This is a genomic window from Azospirillum sp. A29 (assembly GCF_042604625.1).
Lineage (GTDB): Bacteria > Pseudomonadota > Alphaproteobacteria > Azospirillales > Azospirillaceae > Azospirillum > Azospirillum palustre.
In genome coordinates, this window is sequence record NZ_CP170461.1 from 33,384 (window position 1) to 54,186 (window position 20,803).

Sequence of the window (20,803 nt, forward strand, 5' to 3'; positions counted from 1 at the left end):
GGGCCTTTTCGCATCAGGGCGTCGCCGCCACCCCGCCGGGGGGCGTCAGTTCCTTCAGCCCGCCGTCATGGCCCAGCACGAACAGCCGCACCCTCTGGCCGGCCAACTCGGGCGGGATGGCCAAGCTGAAGCCGCTGTCGGTCATCCGACCGTCCTTCAGCACGGCGGCGACGTCGGGCCGCGCACCGCCGGTCGGGGATGTCGCCACGATGCGGTCGCCCACCCCCAGCAGCACGAAGGCGGCCGGCGCCGGCATTGCCGCATCGACCGCCCAGCCGAGCGCCGCCAGCGAGCCGGAGGGAAGCTGCGTGAAGCGGTCGAGCGAGCCGAGCAAACCGGCGTCGCGCGTCGGCACGTCCAGCTGCAGCCGTGCCGAGGCCTCATCCAGTTTGCCCGTCCGCAGCAGGGCGGCCAGCGTCGCCCGCTCCGGCCGACTTGCGGCATCGGCCAGGATCGTCTGCACGAAGTCGGCCTTCAGATCATAGGCGGCGTGGAGGAAGGGGGCGATGTCGCGCGGCGAGGCGGAGGGGCAGACCAGCGGCTGGCTCCAGTCCATTCCCGCGGGTGCGTGGTTGGTTTGCAGATAGGTGGCGACGCAGCGCTCCGCCGCCGCGTCACGCTCCGCCACCATGCGGTTGAGGCCGGCGACGCTCCAGTGCCGCCAGAAGGCGTCGGTCCCGGCACCGTGGCCGACGGCGAGCGCCGCCGCCAGCACCACACCGGCGGCAGCCCCCACCCGGCGGCCGGGCAGCAGGGTCCAGCCGGCGACCGCGGCGGGGAAGGCCAGCAGCACCGGATAGGCGTAGCGCGGGATGGTGCCGCAGCGCATGGCGTTGGCGATGCCCTCGCCGCACAGCCCGGCCCGGCCCAGCGCGGTCGTCATGGTGACAATCACCGCCCCGGCGATCAGCCCGGCGATGGCAAGCGCGGCGTTGCGGTTCTCCCGCCCGATGCGGCCCAGCAGCAGGCCTGCCGCCGGGATCAGGCAAAGCGCCAGGGCCGCCGCTCCCACCGCCAGCGACAGCGGCGCTCCCACCGCTTCCACCGGCAGGCCGGCAGCGGTGGCGAAGGCTCCCAGAAGGAAGGCCCAGAAACCGCTGTGCCAGGGCAGCACCAGCGGCTGGCCGGTGTGGTTGGCGTAGGAGCCGTGGAAGGTCATCCACAGCATCGCCACGGTCAGCAGCAGCCCGCCGCCGACCGCCACCAGCGTCCGGCCATCTTTCAGTTGGCTGCCCAGGCGCTCTCGCCAGCTCCCGCCCTGGCGCAGGGTCAGCACCGCCCCGGCTCCCGCCGCGCCCAGGGCATAGCTGGCGCCGAACACCCCGGTGGAGCCGAAGGCGAGCAGGAACAGCGTCGCCAGCACCAGCCGGCCGCGGGCCAGCGTGTGCAGGAACAGGAACAGGCAGGTGAAGAAGATCGGCTGGGCCAGCCCCATGTGCTGGTAATAGAAATACTCGTTGTTCAGCGTGCTGGTCAGGAACAGCCCGGCCGCCGTTACCGGAACCGCATCCCAGGCCGAGCGCACGCAGTCCCGCAGCAGCACCAGGGCGTAAGCGGCGAGCATGGTGGCGAAGGCCAGCCAGCCGACCAGCCGGAAGGCCAGAAAATCGACGCCGATGGCCTGCCACAGCCCGTGGGTCAGCAGCTTGAAGACGGGTGCCACATGGTCGCTGTCCTTGGCGAAGATCGACTGGACTGTCAGCGGCTGCTGCACGCCCTGGGCGGTGCCAAAGAAATAGCCCCAGTCATCCCAATAGGGCAGGCCGGTGCTGGCATGCATGTTCATGCCGAACTGATAGGCGACGATCAGCGCCCCCAGCCCCAGCAGCAGCCCGACCAGGATGCGGGCGAGCGACGGAGCGCGGGCAGGGGCGTGCCCAGGGATGCGGCCAGCATCGTGCATGGTCGCCCCCCTGCCGACGCTGGGGAGCGGACGATCCAGACTGTCTAAGCTCATGGGGCGGTTTCCATCGGTGCCGGGGTCTTGGCCGGGCGGTCCAGCGCGGTGGCGAGCGCGGTCCAGGCCCACAGCAGGCCGCGGTGGTCAGCCTGTCCGCTGCGATGCTCGTCCCAGCGCGCCGCCAGCCAGGCACCATCCACCCCGATGCGCGCCGCCGCTTCCAGCGGCGGCTGGGGCAGGTGGCGCAGCCAGCGGCTAAGCGGGATACCGAAGCCCTTCTTGGGCCGGGACAGGATCGCCGGCGGCAGCAGCGGGGCCATCGCCTTCTTCAGGATCCATTTGCGCGTGCCACCCCGGATGCCGTTCGGCTGCAGTTTCACGCCAGCCGGCAGGCGGCTGACGAAGGCGACGAGGTCACGGTCGAGGAAGGGCGAGCGCGTCTCCAGCGAACAGAACATGCTGGCTCGGTCGGCCTTGATCAGCAGGTTCTCGCCCAGATAGAAGCGACCGTAGAACTCGATGGAGCGGTCGACATCGTGCCGGCTGGCGCCCGAGTGCCACAGGGCGTCGGCCTCGTCATAGAGCTCGTCGGCGGTCAGGTCGGCGCCGAACAGCCGCGACACCTCCTCCACCGACGCTGGACCCAGCCAAGCCGGCATCCAGTGCGCCGGCCGGTGGCCCAGCCCGCGCAGCGCCCGGCGCAGCTTGAAGTCGAAGCTCATGTTGCTGTCCGACCGCGGCAGCCGGTGGGCCACCGCCTCGGCCAGCCGGTGCAGTGGGCGGGGGACGGCATGGTGGTAGAGCCGCGCCGTCTTGAGCGCGTCGAAGGTGTCGTAGCCTGCGAACAGTTCGTCGCCGCCGTCGCCGGTCAGCGCCACCGTCACCCGTTCGCGGGCGAAACGCGACAGCAGATGCGTCGGCAGAATAGAGGGATCGGCGATCGGATCGTCCAGCCGGCCCAGCAGTTCCGGCAGCATCCCCGCCGCGGTGTCGAGGTTCAGCGTGCGGCAGGCGTGGTCGGTGCCGTAATGGCGCGCGGCGTCGGCGGCATAGCCGCTCTCGTCGAAGCTCGGCTCGTCGAAGCCGATGGTGAAGGTCTTCATCGACGCCGGGTCGCGGTGGCGGGCCGCGAGCGCCACGATGGCGGCGCTGTCGATGCCGCCGGACAGGAAGAAGCCGACCGGCACATCGCTCAGCATCCGGCGCTCCACCGCGCGGTCCAGCAGGTCGCGCAGTTCCTCCGCCCACTGGTCGGGACCGCCCGGCGGTTGGTCGTCCACCACCATCCGGTATTCCCAGTAGCGGCTGACCGACAGCCGGCGGCTGGTCAGGTCGTAAACCATGCTGCAACCGCCCGGCAGCTTGCGCACCGCGGCATGGGCGGTCAGCGGCGCCGGGATGAAGCCGTAGGCGAAATACTTGACCAGTGCGGTGCGGTCCAGCCCGTCCGGCACCGACGGGTGCGACAAGACAGCGGTGGCCTCCGACGCGAAGACCAGCCCGCCGGCGGTCTCGGCATAGAACAGCGGCTTCTTGCCGAAGCGGTCGCGCCCGAACACCAGCCGGCTCCGGCGGCGGTCGTAGAGGCAGAAGGCGAACATGCCGTTCAGCCGCTCCAGCATGTCCAGGCCCCATTCCCGGTAGCCGTGCAGCAGCACCTCGGTGTCGGAATGGTCGGTGACGAACCGGTGTCCGGCCTGCTCCAGCGCGCGGCGCAGGTCGGGCGCGTTGTAGATCTCGCCGTTGTAGACGATGACCAGATCGCCCTCCGCTGTGGCCATCGGCTGGTGGCCGCCCTCGATGTCGATGATGGCGAGGCGGCGGAAGCCCAGATGTACCGGCAGCGCGCCGCTGCTGTCGGCATAGACGCCGTCGTCGTCGGGGCCGCGGTGGCGGATGATGCTGGTCATGACGGCGAGGTCGCGCTCGCCGCCGGGTCCGGCGAAGCCGGCGAAACCGCACATGGGGCTGCTCTCCCGAGGGGACTGCCGAAGGTGGCGACAGAGTTAGGTGTAGCGTCTCGCCTATGGGCGCGCACGGTGAAAGTGCGGGCTCGGGCAAAGGTTTGCCCAGAGGTTCAAGAGGAGGGGCGGAGGCGTCAGGCCCCCGCCCGGTCGGCCTCCTGTTCCAGAACCTCGCGAACGGCGGCGGCCATTCCCGGCCAGGTGAAGCGCCGGCTCCGCTTGAAGCCGCCCTGGATCAAGGCATTCCGCGTCCCGGGGTGGCGGACGGCGCGCAAGGCCGGAACGATGCTGCTCGGGGAGCGCGGATCGATGTAGAGCGCGGCTTCGGCGCCCACCTCGCGCAGCACCGGCAGGTCGGAGGCGACGACCGGACACCCGCAGGCCATCGCTTCGATCAGCGGCAGCCCGAAGCCCTCGTAGAAGGACGGGAACACCAGGGCGGTCGCCGCATTGTACAGGCGGACCAGCGCGTTGTCCTCCGCCCGCACCAGCCGGACCTCGACGCCCTCCGGCAGGCCGTTCAACTGGTCCGGCGATGCGTGGCGGCTGGAGCACAGGACCGGCAGGCGTTCCTCTGGCGGCATCTGTGCCAGGGCCTGGACCAAGGCCACGCCGTTCTTGTGCTCGTGCAGGCCGCCCACCAGCAGGAAGAAGCCCTCGGGACAGCGCACCTCGGCCAGCAAGGCCTGACGGTCGGCGTCCGGCAGAACGCGGAACGAGGAATCCACCCCCGGATAGGCAAGGCTGGTCCGCCCCGCCGTTTCCGGGTGCAGGCGCTCCAGGTCGCTGCGGGTGCTTTCAGAAATACAGATATAGCGCCGGGCATAGTCGATGGCGGCCCGTTTCTCGACCCACATCGGCTGCGCCAAGTTCATCTTCAGCATTTCCGGGATCATGTCGTACACCATCATCACCGACGGGATGGTCAGCGGCGTGGTGTAGTAGGTGGAGATGAAGACCCCGGCCTTCTCCTCCAGGCCGCACTGCTCGATCAGCCGCCGCTGGCGCTGTGGGTCGGCATAGTCGTGCGGCTCGATCATCCGGTAGGCGATGCCTGGCACCCGCGGCGCCCAGCCGTTGCGGTCGAGAACCAGCAGGCGCTCGGCGAAGTCGGTGCCGCTCCACTCCTTCAGCAGGCTGTGCCACACGCGGGCGATGCCGGTGCGCTGAAGCTGGAAGAAGACGGAATCGATCATCACCCGCGGTTTGGCCGGGGTGCGGCGGATTTGAAAATGCAGGCGCTCCCGCGCCGGTGGCGGTGCCTGATCGGCGGCCGGACGGGTGGAGCGCAGACGCTCCGACAGGAGATGTGCATCGGCCTCGACATGGCGATGGGGAGCCTGCCGGAGATGCTGCTGCAATCCGCGAAGGCCGCTTTCCAGCAGTCCCGCCGGATCGGCGAGCGCCTTGCCCATGGCATGGACCTGGTCCGGCGAGTAGCGCAGATGCCTGGGATGTTCCCGATAGAAGACATGGGTTTGGCCGTTGCTGTGCAGCCGCATGCCGTAGCGTTGGGCCAGCATGTCGAGGCCGCGCAGCGAATAAAAGAAGACGGAGCGGCCGGTGTTGGGAGACAGCTGGGGCCAATCCGGCCCCTCTCCCCGATAAAGCTGGGCGGTTGCGATGACGATGTCGGAGTCCGCGGCGAAGACCCTGTCGAGGTCGCGGGCTGGATCAGGCAGCTGTTCCAGCACCTTCAGCGCGGTGGTGACCGGAAAGACGGCCGTCGCCGCATCCGTGCGCGCGAACCCCTGCGCATAGCGGTTGCCGGTGCGGTCGTCGTGCAGGAAGAAGGCGAAGCCCCGGTCCCGCATCAGCCGGGTGAACAGGCCGTCGCCTCCGCCCCAATCCAGGCAAGACGTGTTCGCGCCGACGCCGAGCTGTTCGAGCAGGGGAGGAACCGTGAGCGACAGCGTTATGCTGCGCTGTGCCGCCCCAACGTCCAGCATCACGCTGTCCGCCCGATTGGCTTCGTCCAGCCAATGGGGCGGATCGGTCTGCAGGCAAGCGCACTGGGTGCATTCCCAATAGCCCACCCGATGCCGGCCGAGAAGCGTCGCCTCGAAGACGCGGATCGCGTTGCCACCGCACAGCCGGCAGGGGCTGGTGGGAACCGAGGTCATTGCGGCATCGCTCCCGTCGCGTCGCGCTGCCGCATGTCGGCCTGGATGGTTTGCCAGACCGTGCCGAAGATGCTTTCCCAGGAATGCTCGGTCCGCACCTGTTCGACGACGCCGGCGCTGCGCGCCTCATATTCCGCCGGGCTCATGGCCATCGCCTTCAGGATGATCTCGCGGTTGCTGGCGGGATCCTGGGTCAGATAAATCGCATGGGGGGACCGGAAGCCGCTTTCCGGAGTGACGAGCGGCACCAGCCCACGCGCGCAGTTTTCCAGGATCGCGGTCGACTGCGCATCCAGCGAACTGGTGTGGATGTAGAAGGCGCATTGCTCCTTGATGAAGCGGTCGACTTGCGGATTGCTGTTGTCCATCCAGCCCAGCGAGACGACCTCCTTGTCGCGGATGCGGACCCGCTGGTTGGGGTGGTTGCGCAGGCTGCCACTGCCCAGATGCAGCCGCATCCGGGCCGGATCGATGCTGTCGAGCAGCAGGTCGAACCCCTTGTGCGGCTGAAGGTCGCTCAAATGGAGCAGGCCGGTCATGCTTTCCGGGCTGTAGCGGCGCGGTGATCCGAACAGGCGGGCTTCGCACCCCATGTTGATGCGGACCAGCTTGTGCTTGATCCGGCCGATCGGCGTGTCGGTCGGCAGTGCCTGGATCCGTTCATACCAATGGTCGCCGCAGATGCCGAAGATCAGGCGGGCGGCATCGAGCTGGCTGTCGACGAACGGCGACCATTTCTTATGCTCGGCGATCTGCACCGGCAGGATCGGGATCATGATGTAGGTGTTGGGATGGCAGGGGGCGTCGGGCGACAGGGCGTTGTCGCGCACCCAGTCGTCGGTCGCTCCGCCGACCGGATCGAAGGTGGTGTGGCCGAGCAGGATGTCGGACGGGTTGCGGGTCACCCGGGAGGCGGTGAAATTATCCAGATGAACATCCGTGTATTTGCCGAGGACCTTTCGCGCATATTTGCAGATTTCGGCGTTGTTCGCTTCATACTTGTTATAAGAGTCTTCCCTGAAGATGTATGGGGACCAGAAAAATTGAAGCATCTACATCTCCATGGGTGTATAGAGTTTATTATGGTTTTGTTCGGAAGCGAGCCGTGGGAGCGGATCGGGATCACGGCGTCTTAAGGCGTTTCATCCTGTTGCGCCAATGGGACAGGAACAGAATGCCGTCGCGCTTGGCGAATCCGTCCAGCGTTCTTTGGCGTCTGTCCTCTCCATCCTGAATTTCTGTGGCGCTCCGTATCTGGGACCAGTCGGGGATTACGGCGCATCCGCAATCCTGGTAGAGCGGATCGAGGATGCCCGAGGTGACGATCGGAATGGCGCCCGTCGCCAGACTTTCCCACACGCGAATCGTGTCCACCCCGTTGCCTTGGGGACAGAGAACGAACTTGGACATCCCCATCAGGGCCAGGTAATACCGATAGTCCATCCGGCTTTCACAGATAAACACGCCCTCGACAGGAAGCTGGCTTCGGTCCACCGAAGTCTTGGACAGGAAGGTGCACAGGATCTCGATGGGGCGGTCATTCCAAGGCAATCCGCCTACGTGGTCGAGAATAAGGGATTGCCGGCCGTAGGGACGCTCCTTTTCGGTAAACCCGATCGGGAGCTGATGAACGGACGATGACCATTTCGGCAGATTGGACCCCCACCATTCCAGGACCTTGGGATTGTCGAGCAGATGGCGGTGCGCGTCCGGCGTGATGTCGCTCACGCCGGTGACCAGAACGAAGGGGGTGTCGATCAGGCGCAGGACATTGCTCTCGAAGAACGGCAGAAGGTCCGTCTTCACGAAGACGGCATCTCCCGTCTTCACCTCGTGCGGACGGAAAGGCGGGTTCGAATGAACAGGGCAAATTCCGAATTGTTCATAATATTCTTTTGTGCCGTCCAGGATATGGTCGCACAAAATTGGAATGGAATTATATCTCAGAAGGCCGATTTCTTCATCCATGCCGCACCTATTTTCGAAAGCGATATGAGACGGCGCCGAAGCCGGAAACAACCGGTCTCATAGCGGCGGACTTTCAAAGCCGAACGCTGGTCAGCCGCGCACCCTCATCCACGGACCCAGGCCTGGTACAGCCCGCCGAAGATCATCGGATGCTCCGCCTCCAGCCGGTCCCAGCGGGCCAGCGAGGTCATCGCCGGGTCCTCGGGAAAGCGCTTGCGGTAGAGGGCGGCCACCGCCGGATCGGCCAGCCGGAAGCCCAGGAACTCCAGATTCAGCGCGGCGAGCGCGTCCGCCAGCCAGGGTAGGGTGACGTGCAGCTCATGGACGTGCATCAGCAGGTCGCGGCAGGCGCTGGTGCCGTAGAAGTCTGGGGAGCGGACGACGACGCGCGCCGGATGGTCGTCCGGCAGGCCCAGGATGTCGCGGCGGACATGGCGAATGCCGTCCAGCGTCGGCGGGTGGCCACGCTCGGCGATGAACTGACGGGCGGCCAGCACCGGCCGGCGGGCGGCGGCGCTGTAGAATCCCACCTCCATCACGCCATGCGGCCGCAACAGTCCGCGCAGCACGCGCAGGCCCGCCATCGGGTCTTCCATGTGGTGCAGGACGCCGACGCTGTGGATCACGTCGAAGCGGCGGCCCAGCGCACCCAGCTCCAGCAGGTCGGCCTGGGCGAACTCGACGGCCTTCAGCCCCAGCCGCCGGCTCTGGCGGGTGGCGTAGGCAAGGCTGCGGCGGCTGAGGTCGACTGCCAGCACCCGCGCGTTCTTCAAGGTGGAGGCGGCCCACACCGCCTCGCGTCCGGTGCCGCAGCCGGCGACCAGCACCTCGGGCGCCTCCCAGTCCGGCGTGTCCCAGGCGGGGGAGGCGGGCAGGGCGGCATGCGGGAAGAGCGCGTGCAGGAAGCGGGATAGCGGCACCGGCTCCGGCAGCAGGCCGGTGTTCATCCAGCGCGGATAAGGGTTTTCCTCGTACTGGGCGCGCACGCCGACCGACACCGGGTTGCTGACCGGCGTCAGCGCCGGCAGCTCTGCCTGGATCGCCGCCTCGGCCAGCGGTTCGGCGACCTGTCGGTTCAGCAGCCGGGCGATCTCCTCGGGCCAGGACAGGGCCTGCAGGGCGGCGGCCCGCTGCCAGCGGTAGAGCGGCCGGTAGGCGCCGAGCAGGGCGACCAGCACCGCCGGCGGCCGCTCGCCGCTCGCCAGCGCCGCCTCGGCCGCACGGATCAGCACCGCCAGCACCTGGAACTCGCCGTCGGTCTCAAGGAAGACGTACTCGTTGAGGAAGCACTGCTCGGCGATGGCCGCGCACAGCGTGCGCCAGGACGGGCGGTCGGGCAGGCCAGGCCCCGTCAGGGCCAGCATCAGCACCCGGCGCAGCCGGGTCAGCGCCCGTTCCAGCCCAGGATCGCAGACCGGCGCGGCGCGCAGATGGGCCAGCAGCAGCGCATCCTCCGCCAGTCCGGCGAGCGAACCGTCGGCCAACAGTGCCAGGCTTCTCCCGTCCAAAGTCCGCCCCTCATCCTCAGGCCCCGCCTCCAGGGTGGCGAGGGTCCGGAGAACGGGCGAGGCCATCAGGACGCCGGCGATGGCGCGGGACAGTCCGGCGCTCTCCACTTCTGGCCGGCCGAGCGCCGCCAGCAGGTCGGCGCGCAGCCCCTCATCCGCTGCCTGGCCCGGTTCGGCCGGCGCGGCATCGCGCAGCGCCTCGACGAAGGCGATCCAATTGCGCGGTACATCGGGGGCGAGACGGATCGCCTTGCGCACATAGGGCAGGGCTTGGTCGCGCCAGCCACCCTGCAGGAACAGGGCTGCAATGCCGAAGCACAGCTCCGCATCCTCCGGCGCCATGCGGGCGATGCCAAAGGCCTCGGCTTCCGCCTCGGTGGTACGGCCGGCGGCGATCAGCAGCGACAGCAGGGTGCGGCGCAGCGGCAGGGGAAGTGGCCGTCCCGCGGTGGCGCGGCGCAGTTCCTCAATGGCAGCGTCTGGGTTGCCGGTCTCCTGGTGCAGGCGGGCGAGGTTGTTGTGGACCTCCGGCAGGTCAGGGGTGAGGCGCAGTGCGTCGCGGTAGGCCTCCAGCGCGCCCGCCGCGTCGCCGCCGGTCTGAAGGGCGGTGCCCAGATTGGCCAGCAGCGCCGTCCTGCTCCGGTCTTCCGGATCGGGAATGCGCGTGAGACCGTCGCGGCAGACGGCGGCCGCCTCCTGCCAATGACCGGCGACGCGCAGGCTGTCGGCCAGCCGCAGCCGGGCGTCGAGATGCCCGGGATCGACCGCCAGCACGCGGTGGAAGGCGGCGATCGCCGATTCCATCTGGCCGGCACGGTGGTGCAGGGTGCCGATCAGGTGCAGCGTTCCGGTCAGCCGCGGGCGCAGCGCCACCGCCTGTTCGGCCTGTTCCAGCGCCTCGTCATCGCGGCCCAGCCGGGCCAGCAGCGCGGCATGGTTGCCCAGGATCTCCGGCAGCACAGGCCGGTGGGAGAGCGCCCGGCGGAACAGTGCCTCGGCCTCCTCCGCGCGGCCCTCCAGCATGCGGACCAGCGCCAGAGTGCCCAGCGCCTCGGCCTGCGCCTGACGTAGCGCCTGGATTGGCTGCGCAGCACCCTCGGCAAGGCGCAGTGCCGTGTCGCAGGCCGCCGCCGCTTCGGCCAGCTGGCCGCGGCGCAGCCGGGCGAGCGCCTGCGCGCGGTGAGCCTGGATTGCCGCGGTTTCTCTCTCGGCTGCCTCTCCCGCAGCTGCCTCTCCCGCTGCCCCGGCTCCTGTCCGCCGCAGCGCTTCGGCCGCCGCGGCATAGCCGTCGTCGGTGCGCCCGGCGGCGATGAAGGCCAGGGCCAGCACGCTCCAGCCCTCGGCCCGATCCGACTGCCTGCGCACCGCCGCCTCGGCCCAGGCCACCATCTCGGCTGGCCGGCCCAGGATGCGGGCTGCCTCGGCCAACGACAGCAGCCCGGCCGCATCCTGCGGCGGGCTGCCGCACAAGTCGCGGTACGGCCCCTCCGCCTCCTCCGGCCGGCCGGACCGGCACAGATCCAGCACCTGTGCCAGACGATGACCGGTGGCGGGATGGTCCTGACCGCTTTGGCCGGCCTTGCTCGGGCTGGCCGGAAGGCTGGCGGTCCCGGGTGCGCTGTCGGTGGTCATGGGGCAGGACCTTTGGGTTGGAGGAGGGCTGGAGGGGCGGTCAGGCCTCAGTAGGCCTGGTAGGATTTTTCCTCGACCAGGTCCGAGCCAAGCAGGCGGTTCAGGTCGCGCTTCAGCGCCGCCCGGCGGTCGTTGGTGTGGTAGACCTGCCGGGCCAGCTCGACGAAGCGCGGACCGAAATCCTTCGCCCGCTCGCAGTCGCGGATCTCGTCCTCGACCTCCCACAGCGTGGTGTTGACCGCGCGCAGGTCGTCGATCAGCACAGCGACCTCCGGACGCGCGGTGTCGGCCTGCGCCGCCACGGCGACCAGCGCCTCGCGCTCGCGCCGGACATTGGCCAGCTTGTCGGCGTCGGCGATGCGCTCCGTCTTGATGTCGAGGATGGTGATCTTGTCCAGAAGTTCGCCCCAGGAGACGGGCGCCAGAATCGGCATGTCGGAAGGTCCGGCTTTGACGTGGGGGGAAGAGGCGGCGCGGTCGCGCAGCGCGCGCTCCAGGCGGTCGATGGCATCGTCCCAGCTCTGCGGCCGGGATTGCCGGAACAGGCGCATGGTCGGGTACCAGGGGCTGTCGTCACGGTCGAGCAACCAGCGCCAGTCGGGGGCGAAGGGGACCAGCACCCAGACCGGAACGCCGAGCGCGCCGGCGAGATGGGCGACGGAGGTGTCGACGCAGATGACCAGATCGAGGCTGGCCATGATGGCGGCGGTGTCGGCAAAGTCCTTGATGTCGGGCGACAGGTTCAGCAGGGGGAAACCGCCGGGCGGGTTTGCCGCCTGGCCTTCCGTCGGTCCCTTCTGGATGGAGACCAGGCGGACGCCGGGAATGGCGGCCAGCCGGGCGAAAGGCGCCAGCCCGATGGAGCGGTTCTTGTCGTTGCCGTGGGTGGGCGATCCGGCCCAGACGATGCCGACCTTCAGCCCGCCCCCGTCCTTTGCCAACTCGGCCAGCCGCTCGCCCCAGCGTGCCACCAGCTCCGGCTCCGCCCTCAGGTAGGGAACACGGTGCGGGATGGTGTCCATTTGGGTCCCGAACACCTCGCCCAGGCTCAGCATCGGCAGGTGCAGGTCGAAGTCGTCGGCGGCAAGCTGGCCGCTGACGACACGCTCCAATCCTGGCAGTCCGGCCATCACCCGTTGCAGTGGTGCCGGCAGCCCCAGGATCACCCGGCCGCCGCGCGCCGCAACCAGGGGGACGTAGCGGCAGAATTGCAAGCTGTCCCCCAGCCCCTGTTCGCCATGCAGCAGGATGCGGCGGCCGTCCAGCGGTTCGCCCTTCCAGCGCGGCTTGGGCATGTCGGCACGGGTGGGGGCGTCCTTGCAACGCAGCCGCCATTCATACTCGCGCCAGCCCTCCTCGAACCGGCCGCCGACCAGGAGCGCCATGCCCAGGTTGCGGCGGGCGTCCGGACCGGCGGGGTCGATGACGACGGCGCGGCGGAAGCCGGTCACCGCCTCGTCCAGCCGGTTTTGGTTCAGCCGGGCGTTGCCGTGGTTGGCATAGCCACCGGCGAACCCCGGGTCGACGGCGACGGCGCAGGCATGGGTGTGCGCCGCATCCTCCAGCCGTCCCTGTTCCTGCAGGGCAAGGCCGAGGCTGCTGTAGCCGGCAGCGAAATAGGGGTCGAGCGCCACGGCGCGGCGGTGCCACGCCGCCGCCGCCGCCGCCCCGGTTCCCGTCTTGTCCAGAGCGCGCAGCGCGATGCCGAGGTTGTTGCAGGCGCCCATATGGGTGGGGTCGATGGCGATTGCGCGGCGATAGGCGGCGACGGCATCCGGCAAGGCGTCGCGTTCCTGCAGGACATTGCCCAGCCCCGCATGACCCTCCGCCCCGACGGGGGCGAGGCGGACGGCCCGGCGATAGGCGTCGCAGGCATCGGCCAGGCGGGACAGCCCGCGCAGCAGCCCGCCCACATTCTCATAGGCGGCGGTGAAGTCGGGGCGCAGAGCGATGGCGCTGCGGTAGGCCGTCTCCGCCCTGGCTGCATGCCCCTGGTCGCGCAGCAGGTTACCCAGGTTCAGCCGCGCTTCCGCCATGGCCGGATCGATCCGCAAGGCGTGGGCGATCAGGCGGAATGCCGCTCCCCACTGCCCGGCGCGCCGGGCGACCAATCCCAGCAGATGCAGCGCGTCGGGCTGGTCGGGCGTGATCTCCAGAATACGGCGGTAGATCCGCGCTGCCGCGGCCAGCTGGCCGCTCTGGTGATGCCGCACAGCTGCGGCGAGCGCGTCCTGAATCGTCGCCATGCTCGATCGGTCGTCCCTGGCCTTTGGGTGTCTTCTGTGTGGTGGCTGTCCGGTGGCGCCTGTCCGCGCCAAGGGAATAACGGGTGTTCCCGAATTCTCCAAGCGCATCCTCGCGGCTGCGATAAACGAAATACAGCCTGTGTTATCAATTTGTAACAACACAGCCGGGATTGCTGAAGCCAGGGCTTGGCTAGGCTTCGGGGGCGAAGTTGTGCAAGTCGTGCAAGTCTTCGTCGCCCTGCACTCGATTCGAGACCGCGGTCCTCCTTGCAACAGCCAAGCTTCAGGCCGAATACGCACCGAATAGCGGGTAACACCAACTTCATGCATCCTGTGGCGATTTCGCCATACCTGGCATTTCTCAAGCCATTGCAAAGGCTTGGAAGAATGTCGCCGAAACGCTCTGGATCGTCGCTCCGAAGGGGACCCCAGTGCCGGCCACTTTGGTCTACCCACTTCGGTAGAAACGGATTGCCATAGGCGCAGTCCTTCGGATAACAAGGGCACAGTGTGTTAGGTCGCGCTAGGACTGAGTCTGTCTGCCTGCGCCCAGCGTGACGCGCACCTTAGAATGGTTCATCTGCCGGCGAACCAAACCTGAAGGGGATTACTAATGGCTGGAACCTACCCTGTAGGTGTAACTACGGGTTCAACCCTAACACTGGGGCAGTATTCTGCGATTATCGGTAACTCTGGTACCGATGTCATCACGCTCGGAACGGCCGGTAACACGGTGTCGATTTCGACGCTTGAGACCCTGATCGGTAGCTCCGGGACCGATTTCATCACCTTGACTGCCGGTTCTACCCTCCAGGTTTCGCTGTTGGAAACCCTGGTGGGCAGCGCTACCACCGACGTGGTTACGATTGCCGCGTCCGGCTCCACGATGCTGGTGAACCTGCTTGAGACGATCACCGGTGGCGCTGGGAGCGACGTTGTAACGCTTGGCACCTCCGGCAACACCGTCCTGGTCAATGTGCTCGAGACCCTGACTGGCGGTGTCGGCACCGACGTTGTCACCCTGGGCTCGGCCGGCAGCACCATTCTCGTCAGCCTGCTGGAGACGCTCACGGGTGCCGCTGGCACCGACGTCGTCACCCTGGGTTCCACGGCCAACACGCTGACCGTTGGCAGCATCGAGACGCTGATCGGCGGCACGGCGTCCGACGCCGTCACGCTGGGCACGGCGGGCAACACCCTGCTGGTTTCGGGTCTGGAGACCCTGACCGGCGGTGTCGGCACCGACGTCGTCACCCTGGGCTCGGCTGGCAACACCATCCTCGCCAGCCTGCTGGAGACGATCACCGGCGGTGCGGCGACCGACGTCATCACCCTGGCCGCCGGTGGCAACACCCTCACGGTCAGCGCGCTCGAAACCCTGACCGGCAGTGCGACCACCGACGTCGTCACGCTGGGCACGGCGGGCAACACGATCCTGGCCAACCTGCTGGAGACGATCGCGGGTGCCGCCGGCACCGATCTGATCTATCTCGGCTCGGCCGGCAACACGGTCCTGGCCTCTGGCCTTGAGTTCCTGATCGGCGGCGCCGGCACCGACGTTGCCACGCTGGGCACGGCCGGTAACACGCTGACCGTCCGCGGCCTTGAATTCCTGACCGGCGATGTCGGCACCGACGTCGTCACGCTGGGCGACACCGCCAACACGCTGACCGTCGGTGGCATCGAGACCCTGACGGGCGGTGCGTCGACCGACGTCGTCACGCTGGCCGCTGGTGGCAACACCCTGCGGGTCACCCTGGTCGAGACCCTGACCGGTGGCGCGAACACCGACCTCGTCACGCTGGGGTCGGTCGGCAACACCATTCTCACCAACCTGCTCGAGACGATCACCGGCGGCGCCGGCTCCGATCTCGTCTATCTCGGCACCGCGGGCAACACCGTCGTGGTTTCGGGCGTCGAGGTTCTGGTTGGTGACACGGCTTCCGACGTCGTCACGCTGGGCACGGCCGGCAACACGGTTCTGGTGCGCGGCATCGAGACGCTGACCGGCGATGTCGGCACCGACGTCATCACGCTGGGCAACACCGCCAACACGCTGACCGTCGGTGGCATCGAGACCCTGACGGGCGGTGCGGCTTCCGACATCGTCACGCTGGCCGCTGGTGGCAACACCCTGCTGGTCACCCTGGTCGAGACCCTGACCGGCGGCGCGAACACCGACGTCGTCACCTTGGGTTCGGCCGGCACCACCGTCCTCGCCAGCCTGCTGGAGACGATCACCGGTGGCGCCGCTTCCGACCTCGTCTACCTCGGCACCGCGGGCAACACCGTCGCGGTTTCGGGCGTCGAGGTTCTGATCGGCGGTGCTGGCACCGACGTCGTCACCCTGGGCACGGCCGGCAACACGGTGCTGCTGCGCGGCATCGAGACGCTGAACGGGTCTTCGGGCACCGACGTCATCACGCTCGGTGACACGGCCAACACGCTGACCGTTGGCAGCATCGAGACGCTGATCGGCGGCACGGCGTCCGACGTCGTCACGCTGGGCGCGGCGGGCAACACCCTGCGGGTTTCGGGTCTGGAGACCCTGACCGGCGGTGTCGGCACCGACGTCGTCACCCTGGGCTCGGCTGGCAACACCATCCTCGCCAGCCTGCTGGAGACGATCACCGGCGGTGCGGCGACCGACGTCATCACCCTGGCCGCCGGTGGCAACACCCTCACGGTCAGCGCGCTCGAAACCCTGACCGGCAGTGCGACCACCGACGTCGTCACGCTGGGCACGGCGGGCAACACGATCCTGGCCAACCTGCTGGAGACGATCACGGGTGCCGCCGGCTCCGACCTCGTCTTCCTCGGCTCGGCCGGCAACACGGTTGTGGCGTCCGGTCTGGAGTTCCTGATCGGCGGTACGGGCACCGATGCGGTCACGCTGGGCACGGCGGGCAACACGGTCATCGTCCGTGGCCTGGAGAGCCTGACCGGCAACGTCGGCACCGACGTCATCACCATCGGCGACACCGGCACCACCATGCTGGTTTCGGCGATCGAGACGCTGGTTGGCGGTGCTGGCATCGACGCCATCACGCTGAACTCTGGTACCAACACCCTGTTGGTCTCGGGTCTGGAGACGGTGGTCGGTAACGCTGGCGTTGACACGATCACCATCGGTTCGGGCGGCGGCACGCTGCTCGCCAACCTGCTGGAGACGATCGTCGGCGGCACGGGTTCGGAGCTGGTCTTCCTCGGCACGTCCGGGTCGACGGTCTCGGTGTCGGGCATCGACATCCTGATCGGCGGCGTGGGCACCGATGTCGTCACCTTCGGCACCACCGGCAACACGGTGCTGCTGCGCGGCATCGAGACGCTGACCGGTAACGTCGGCACCGACATCCTGACGCTGGGTGACACGGGCAACACCGCGACGGTCTCGCTGTTCGAGACGGTCATCGGCGGCACCGCCACCGACGTCATCACGCTGGGCTCGGCTGGCAACACCCTGTTCGTCTCGGCTGTCGAGACGCTGACGGGCAATGTTGGCACCGATGTCATCACCATCGGCTCGGTCCTCGGCAACACCGTCCTGGTGTCCGGCATCGAGACGCTGACCGGCCAGGTCGGCACCGACGTCGTCCGTCTCGGCACGGCCGGCAACACCATCCTGGTGTCGCTGCTGGAGACCCTGACCGGCGGTATCGGCACCGATGTCGTTACGCTCGGCACCGTGGGCGGCACCCTGCTGGCCTCGGGCATCGAGACGATCACCGGCGCTTCGGGCACCGACCTCGTCTTCCTCGGCTCGGCCGGCAACACGGTTCTGGCGTCCGGTCTGGAGTTCCTGATCGGCGGTACGGGCACCGATGCGGTCACGCTGGGCACGGCGGGCAACACGGTCATCGTCCGTGGCCTGGAGAGCCTGACGGGTGATGTCGGCACCGACGTCATCACCATCGGCGACACCGGCACCACCATGCTGGTTTCGGCGATCGAGACGCTGGTTGGCGGTGCTGGCATCGACGCCATCACGCTGGGCACCGGTACCAACAACCTGTTGGTCTCGGGTCTGGAGACGGTGGTCGGTAACGCTGGCGTTGACACGGTCACCATCGGTTCGGGCGGCGGCACGCTGCTCGCCAACCTGCTGGAGACGATCGTCGGCGGCACGGGTTCGGAGCTGGTCTTCCTCGGCACGTCCGGGTCGACGGTCTCGGTGTCGGGCATCGACATCCTGATCGGCGGCGTGGGCACCGATGTCGTCACCTTCGGCACCACCGGCAACACGCTGCTGCTGCGCGGCATCGAGACGCTGATCGGTAACGTCGGCACCGACATCCTGACGCTGGGTAACACGGGCAACACCGCGACGGTCTCGCTGTTTGAGACGGTCATCGGCGGCATCGCCACCGACGTCATCACGCTGGGCTCGGCTGGCAACACCCTGCTGGTCTCGGCTGTCGAGACGCTGACGGGTAATGTCGGCACCGACATCGTCACCCTCGGCTCGGCCGGCAACACCCTCGTGGCGACGCTGATCGAGACCCTGAGCGGCGGCACGGGCATCGACGCTGTCACGCTGGGCACGGGCGGCAACACCCTGCTGGTTTCGGGTCTGGAGACCCTGACCGGTGGCGTCGGCACCGACCTGATCACCATCGGCACGGCCGGCAGCACGCTGCTCGCCAACCTGCTGGAGACGGTCACCGGCGGTTCGGGCACCGACGTGATCTTCCTGGGTTCGGCCGGCACCACCGTCCTGGCCTCGGGCATCGAGATCCTGGTCGGCGGCACCAACACCGACGTCGTCACGCTGGGCACGGCGGGCAACACGCTCATCGTCCGTGGCCTGGAGACCCTGACGGGTTCGTCGGGCACCGACGTCGTCACCATCGGCGACACCGGCACCACCATGCTGGCGTCGGGCATCGAGACCCTGGCCGGTGGCGCAGGCCTCGACCTGATCTCGCTGGGCACGGCTGGCAACACCCTGCTGGTTTCGGGTCTGGAGACCCTGACCGGTGGCGTCGGCACCGACGTCATCACGCTGGGCACCTTGGGCAACACCCTGGTCGCCAACGCGCTGGAGACCCTCACCGGCGGCGCGGGTTCCGACCTCGTGTTCCTGGGTTCGGGCGGTTCGACGCTGCTGGCGTCGGCTCTCGAAATCCTGGTCGGCGGCACGGGCGTCGACGTCGTCACGCTGGGCACGGCCGGCAACACGGTGCTGCTGCGCGGCATCGAGACGCTGACCGGCGGTCTGGGCACCGACGTCATCACGCTGGGCAACACGGCCAACTCGCTGCTGGTCAACAACATCGAGACGCTGATCGGCGGCATCGCCTCCGACATCGTCACGCTGGGCACGGCCGGCAACACCCTGCTGGTGAGCGCCGTCGAGACGCTGACCGGTGGCGTGGGCACTGACGTGGTGACCATCGGCACGGCTGGCGGCACGCTGCTGGCGGTCGGTATCGAGACGCTGATCGGCGGCACGGGCCTTGAGGTGATCTTCACCAGCACGGCCGGGTCGACCCTCACCGTCTCGGGTGCGGACTACGTGATCGGCGATGCCGGCACCGACGTCCTGACCCTGGGCACGGCCGGCAACACCACCACCATCCGCGGCATCGAGACGCTGATCGGCGGTGCGGGGTCCGACCTGGTGATCCTGGGTGACACCGGCAACAGCCTGACCCTGGGCACGGGCATCGAGATCCTCGTTGGCGGCGCTGCCACCGACGTGGTGACCATCGGCACTCAGGGCACGACCCTGCTGACCCGCGGCATCGAGACCCTGATCGGCGGCGTCGGCACCGACGTCATCACGCTCGGCGACACGCCGAACACCCTCACCGTGTCGGGCATCGAAACCCTGACCGGCGGTGCGAACACCGACATCGTCTTCACCGGCACGGCCGGCGTCACGATGACGGTCTCGGGCGTCGAGTTCCTGGTCGGCGGCACCGGTTCGGATGTCGTCACCCTGGGCTCCTCGGGCAACACCGTCATCACCCGCGGCATCGACACCCTGTCGGGTGGTGCGGGCAGCGACCTGGTGTTCCTGGGCGACACCGGCGTCACCATGGCGCTGGGTTCGGGCATCGAGATCCTGGTCGGCGGCGCGGCCACCGACGTCGTCAGCCTCGGCACCTCGGGCAGCACCCTGCTGACCCGTGCGGTCGAGACCCTGATCGGCGGCGTGGGCACCGACGTCATCACGCTGGGCGACACCCCGAACACGGTCACCGTGACGGGCGTCGAGACCCTGGTGGGTGGCGCCAACACCGACATCGTCTTCACCGGTTCGGCCGGCGTGACGATGACGGCCTCGGGCGTCGAGTTCCTGGTCGGCGGCACCGGTTCGGACGTCGTGACCCTGGGTGCGGCGGGCAACACCGTCATCACCCGCGGCATCGACACCATGATCGGTGGGGCTGGCAGCGACCTGGTGATCCTGGGCGACACCGGCGTCACCATGCGGGCCGAGAGCGGGATCGAGATCCTGGTCGGCGGCGCCGGGTCCGACATCGTCAGCCTCGGCGATGGCGGCAACACGGTCCTGCTGCGTGGCATCGAGACCCTGACCGGCGGTACCGGCAACGACGTGATCACGCTGGGTGACACCGGTGTGACCATGTCGGTCTCCGGCATCGAGACGCTGGTCGGCGGTGCTGGCACCGACGCGATCACGGTGACCAGCGGGTCGGGCATCCGCTTCCAGGCCGGTACGGGCGACAGCCTGACCCTGGCCTCTGGCAGTGGCACCGACACGGTGGTGTACTCGTCCTTCACCGACATCTCGGCGCAGGGCGCGAACACCGGCTTCGTCTCGGTCTCGAACTTCCAGTCGGGCACCGACAAGGTGCAGCTGACCGGTACGGCCCGGACCACTGCGGACAAGAACGGCGATGCCTCGCTCTCGACGGCCTCTGCGGCGACCAACGGCGTGAACGTCAGCTCCAACGAGCTGGTGAGCCTGACCTCGGTCGTCAGCGGCAGCCTGACGGATGCCAGCCTCGCCAACTTCCGCACGGCCCTGGGGACGCTGACGAACTCGTCGGCTGGTGCGAGCACGCTGGTTCTGGCCAACAACGGCACCAGCAGCGGCCTGTACCAGGTGGTCGACACCAACGGCGACGGCCAGGTGGCCGCCACCGAGGTTCGCCTGCTCGGCGTGTACAACGGCACGGTGCTCTCGCTCTCCGACATCAACCTCGGTTGATGGCTGGGGGCTGAAGCCCAAGCACGGTAAAAGGAGGGGGCGCCCGCAAGGGCGCCCCTTTCTCTTTGTCCGGACCTTTCTTGGTAAGCGGTGCTGCGGGGCTGCCTTTCACCGGGAACGGCATGGAGCGGCTCTTCCGGATCGGCTGACCCGGAGTTCACCGCCGCAAGCTCCGGCGTTCAGGCCGGAGATAGGCGCAGGTCAGCGGCGGATCGGTTTCGTATCTACAGAGATCGACGTCATGGTCCGGGAACACCGCTTGCGGCAGTCCGACCGGAGGCC

8 protein-coding genes are annotated in these 20,803 nt (G+C 68.4%); 1 reads left to right on the top strand and 7 read right to left on the bottom strand.

The features are described 5' to 3' along the window. Positions 1-13 precede the first annotated feature (13 nt). The 7 genes from ABNQ38_RS06060 to ABNQ38_RS06090 form a co-directional block, all read right to left on the bottom strand. Positions 14-1,957: a hypothetical protein gene (locus ABNQ38_RS06060; protein WP_377806246.1), complete on the bottom strand. Its 1,944-nt coding sequence runs from the start codon at positions 1,955-1,957 to the stop codon at positions 14-16. Further along, the gene (gene asnB / locus ABNQ38_RS06065) at positions 1,954-3,864 is read right to left on the bottom strand and encodes an asparagine synthase (glutamine-hydrolyzing) (protein ID WP_377806247.1); all 1,911 of its coding nucleotides are present in this window, start codon (positions 3,862-3,864) and stop codon (positions 1,954-1,956) included. Before asnB ends, ABNQ38_RS06060 begins: the two co-directional genes overlap by 4 nt. A gap of 134 nt (positions 3,865-3,998) precedes the next feature. After that, positions 3,999-5,987 (bottom strand): glycosyltransferase, encoded by a 1,989-nt coding sequence (locus ABNQ38_RS06070; protein WP_377806248.1) that lies wholly within the window; start codon positions 5,985-5,987, stop codon positions 3,999-4,001. Then, on the bottom strand, positions 5,984-6,892 hold the full coding sequence (locus ABNQ38_RS06075) for a hypothetical protein (RefSeq protein ID WP_377806249.1): 909 nt from the start codon (positions 6,890-6,892) through the stop codon (positions 5,984-5,986). The genes ABNQ38_RS06070 and ABNQ38_RS06075 overlap by 4 nt, the downstream gene beginning before the upstream one ends. Positions 6,893-7,109: 217 nt before the next feature. After that, on the bottom strand, positions 7,110-7,955 hold the full coding sequence (locus tag ABNQ38_RS06080; protein ID WP_377806250.1) for a hypothetical protein: 846 nt from the start codon (positions 7,953-7,955) through the stop codon (positions 7,110-7,112). 104 nt (positions 7,956-8,059) lie between these two features. Next, positions 8,060-11,095, bottom strand: coding sequence for a methyltransferase domain-containing protein (locus tag ABNQ38_RS06085; RefSeq protein ID WP_377806251.1), 3,036 nt, complete (start codon positions 11,093-11,095; stop codon positions 8,060-8,062). A 47-nt stretch (positions 11,096-11,142) separates the two neighbouring features. Next, entirely contained in the window at positions 11,143-13,341 is a 2,199-nt protein-coding gene (locus ABNQ38_RS06090) for a tetratricopeptide repeat protein (protein WP_377806252.1), read from the bottom strand. A gap of 835 nt (positions 13,342-14,176) precedes the next feature. Here ABNQ38_RS06090 and ABNQ38_RS06095 point away from each other — a divergent pair. Continuing rightward, complete coding sequence (locus ABNQ38_RS06095; protein ID WP_377806253.1) at positions 14,177-20,521, top strand: calcium-binding protein; 6,345 nt, start codon at positions 14,177-14,179, stop codon at positions 20,519-20,521. Positions 20,522-20,803: the final 282 nt, after the last annotated feature.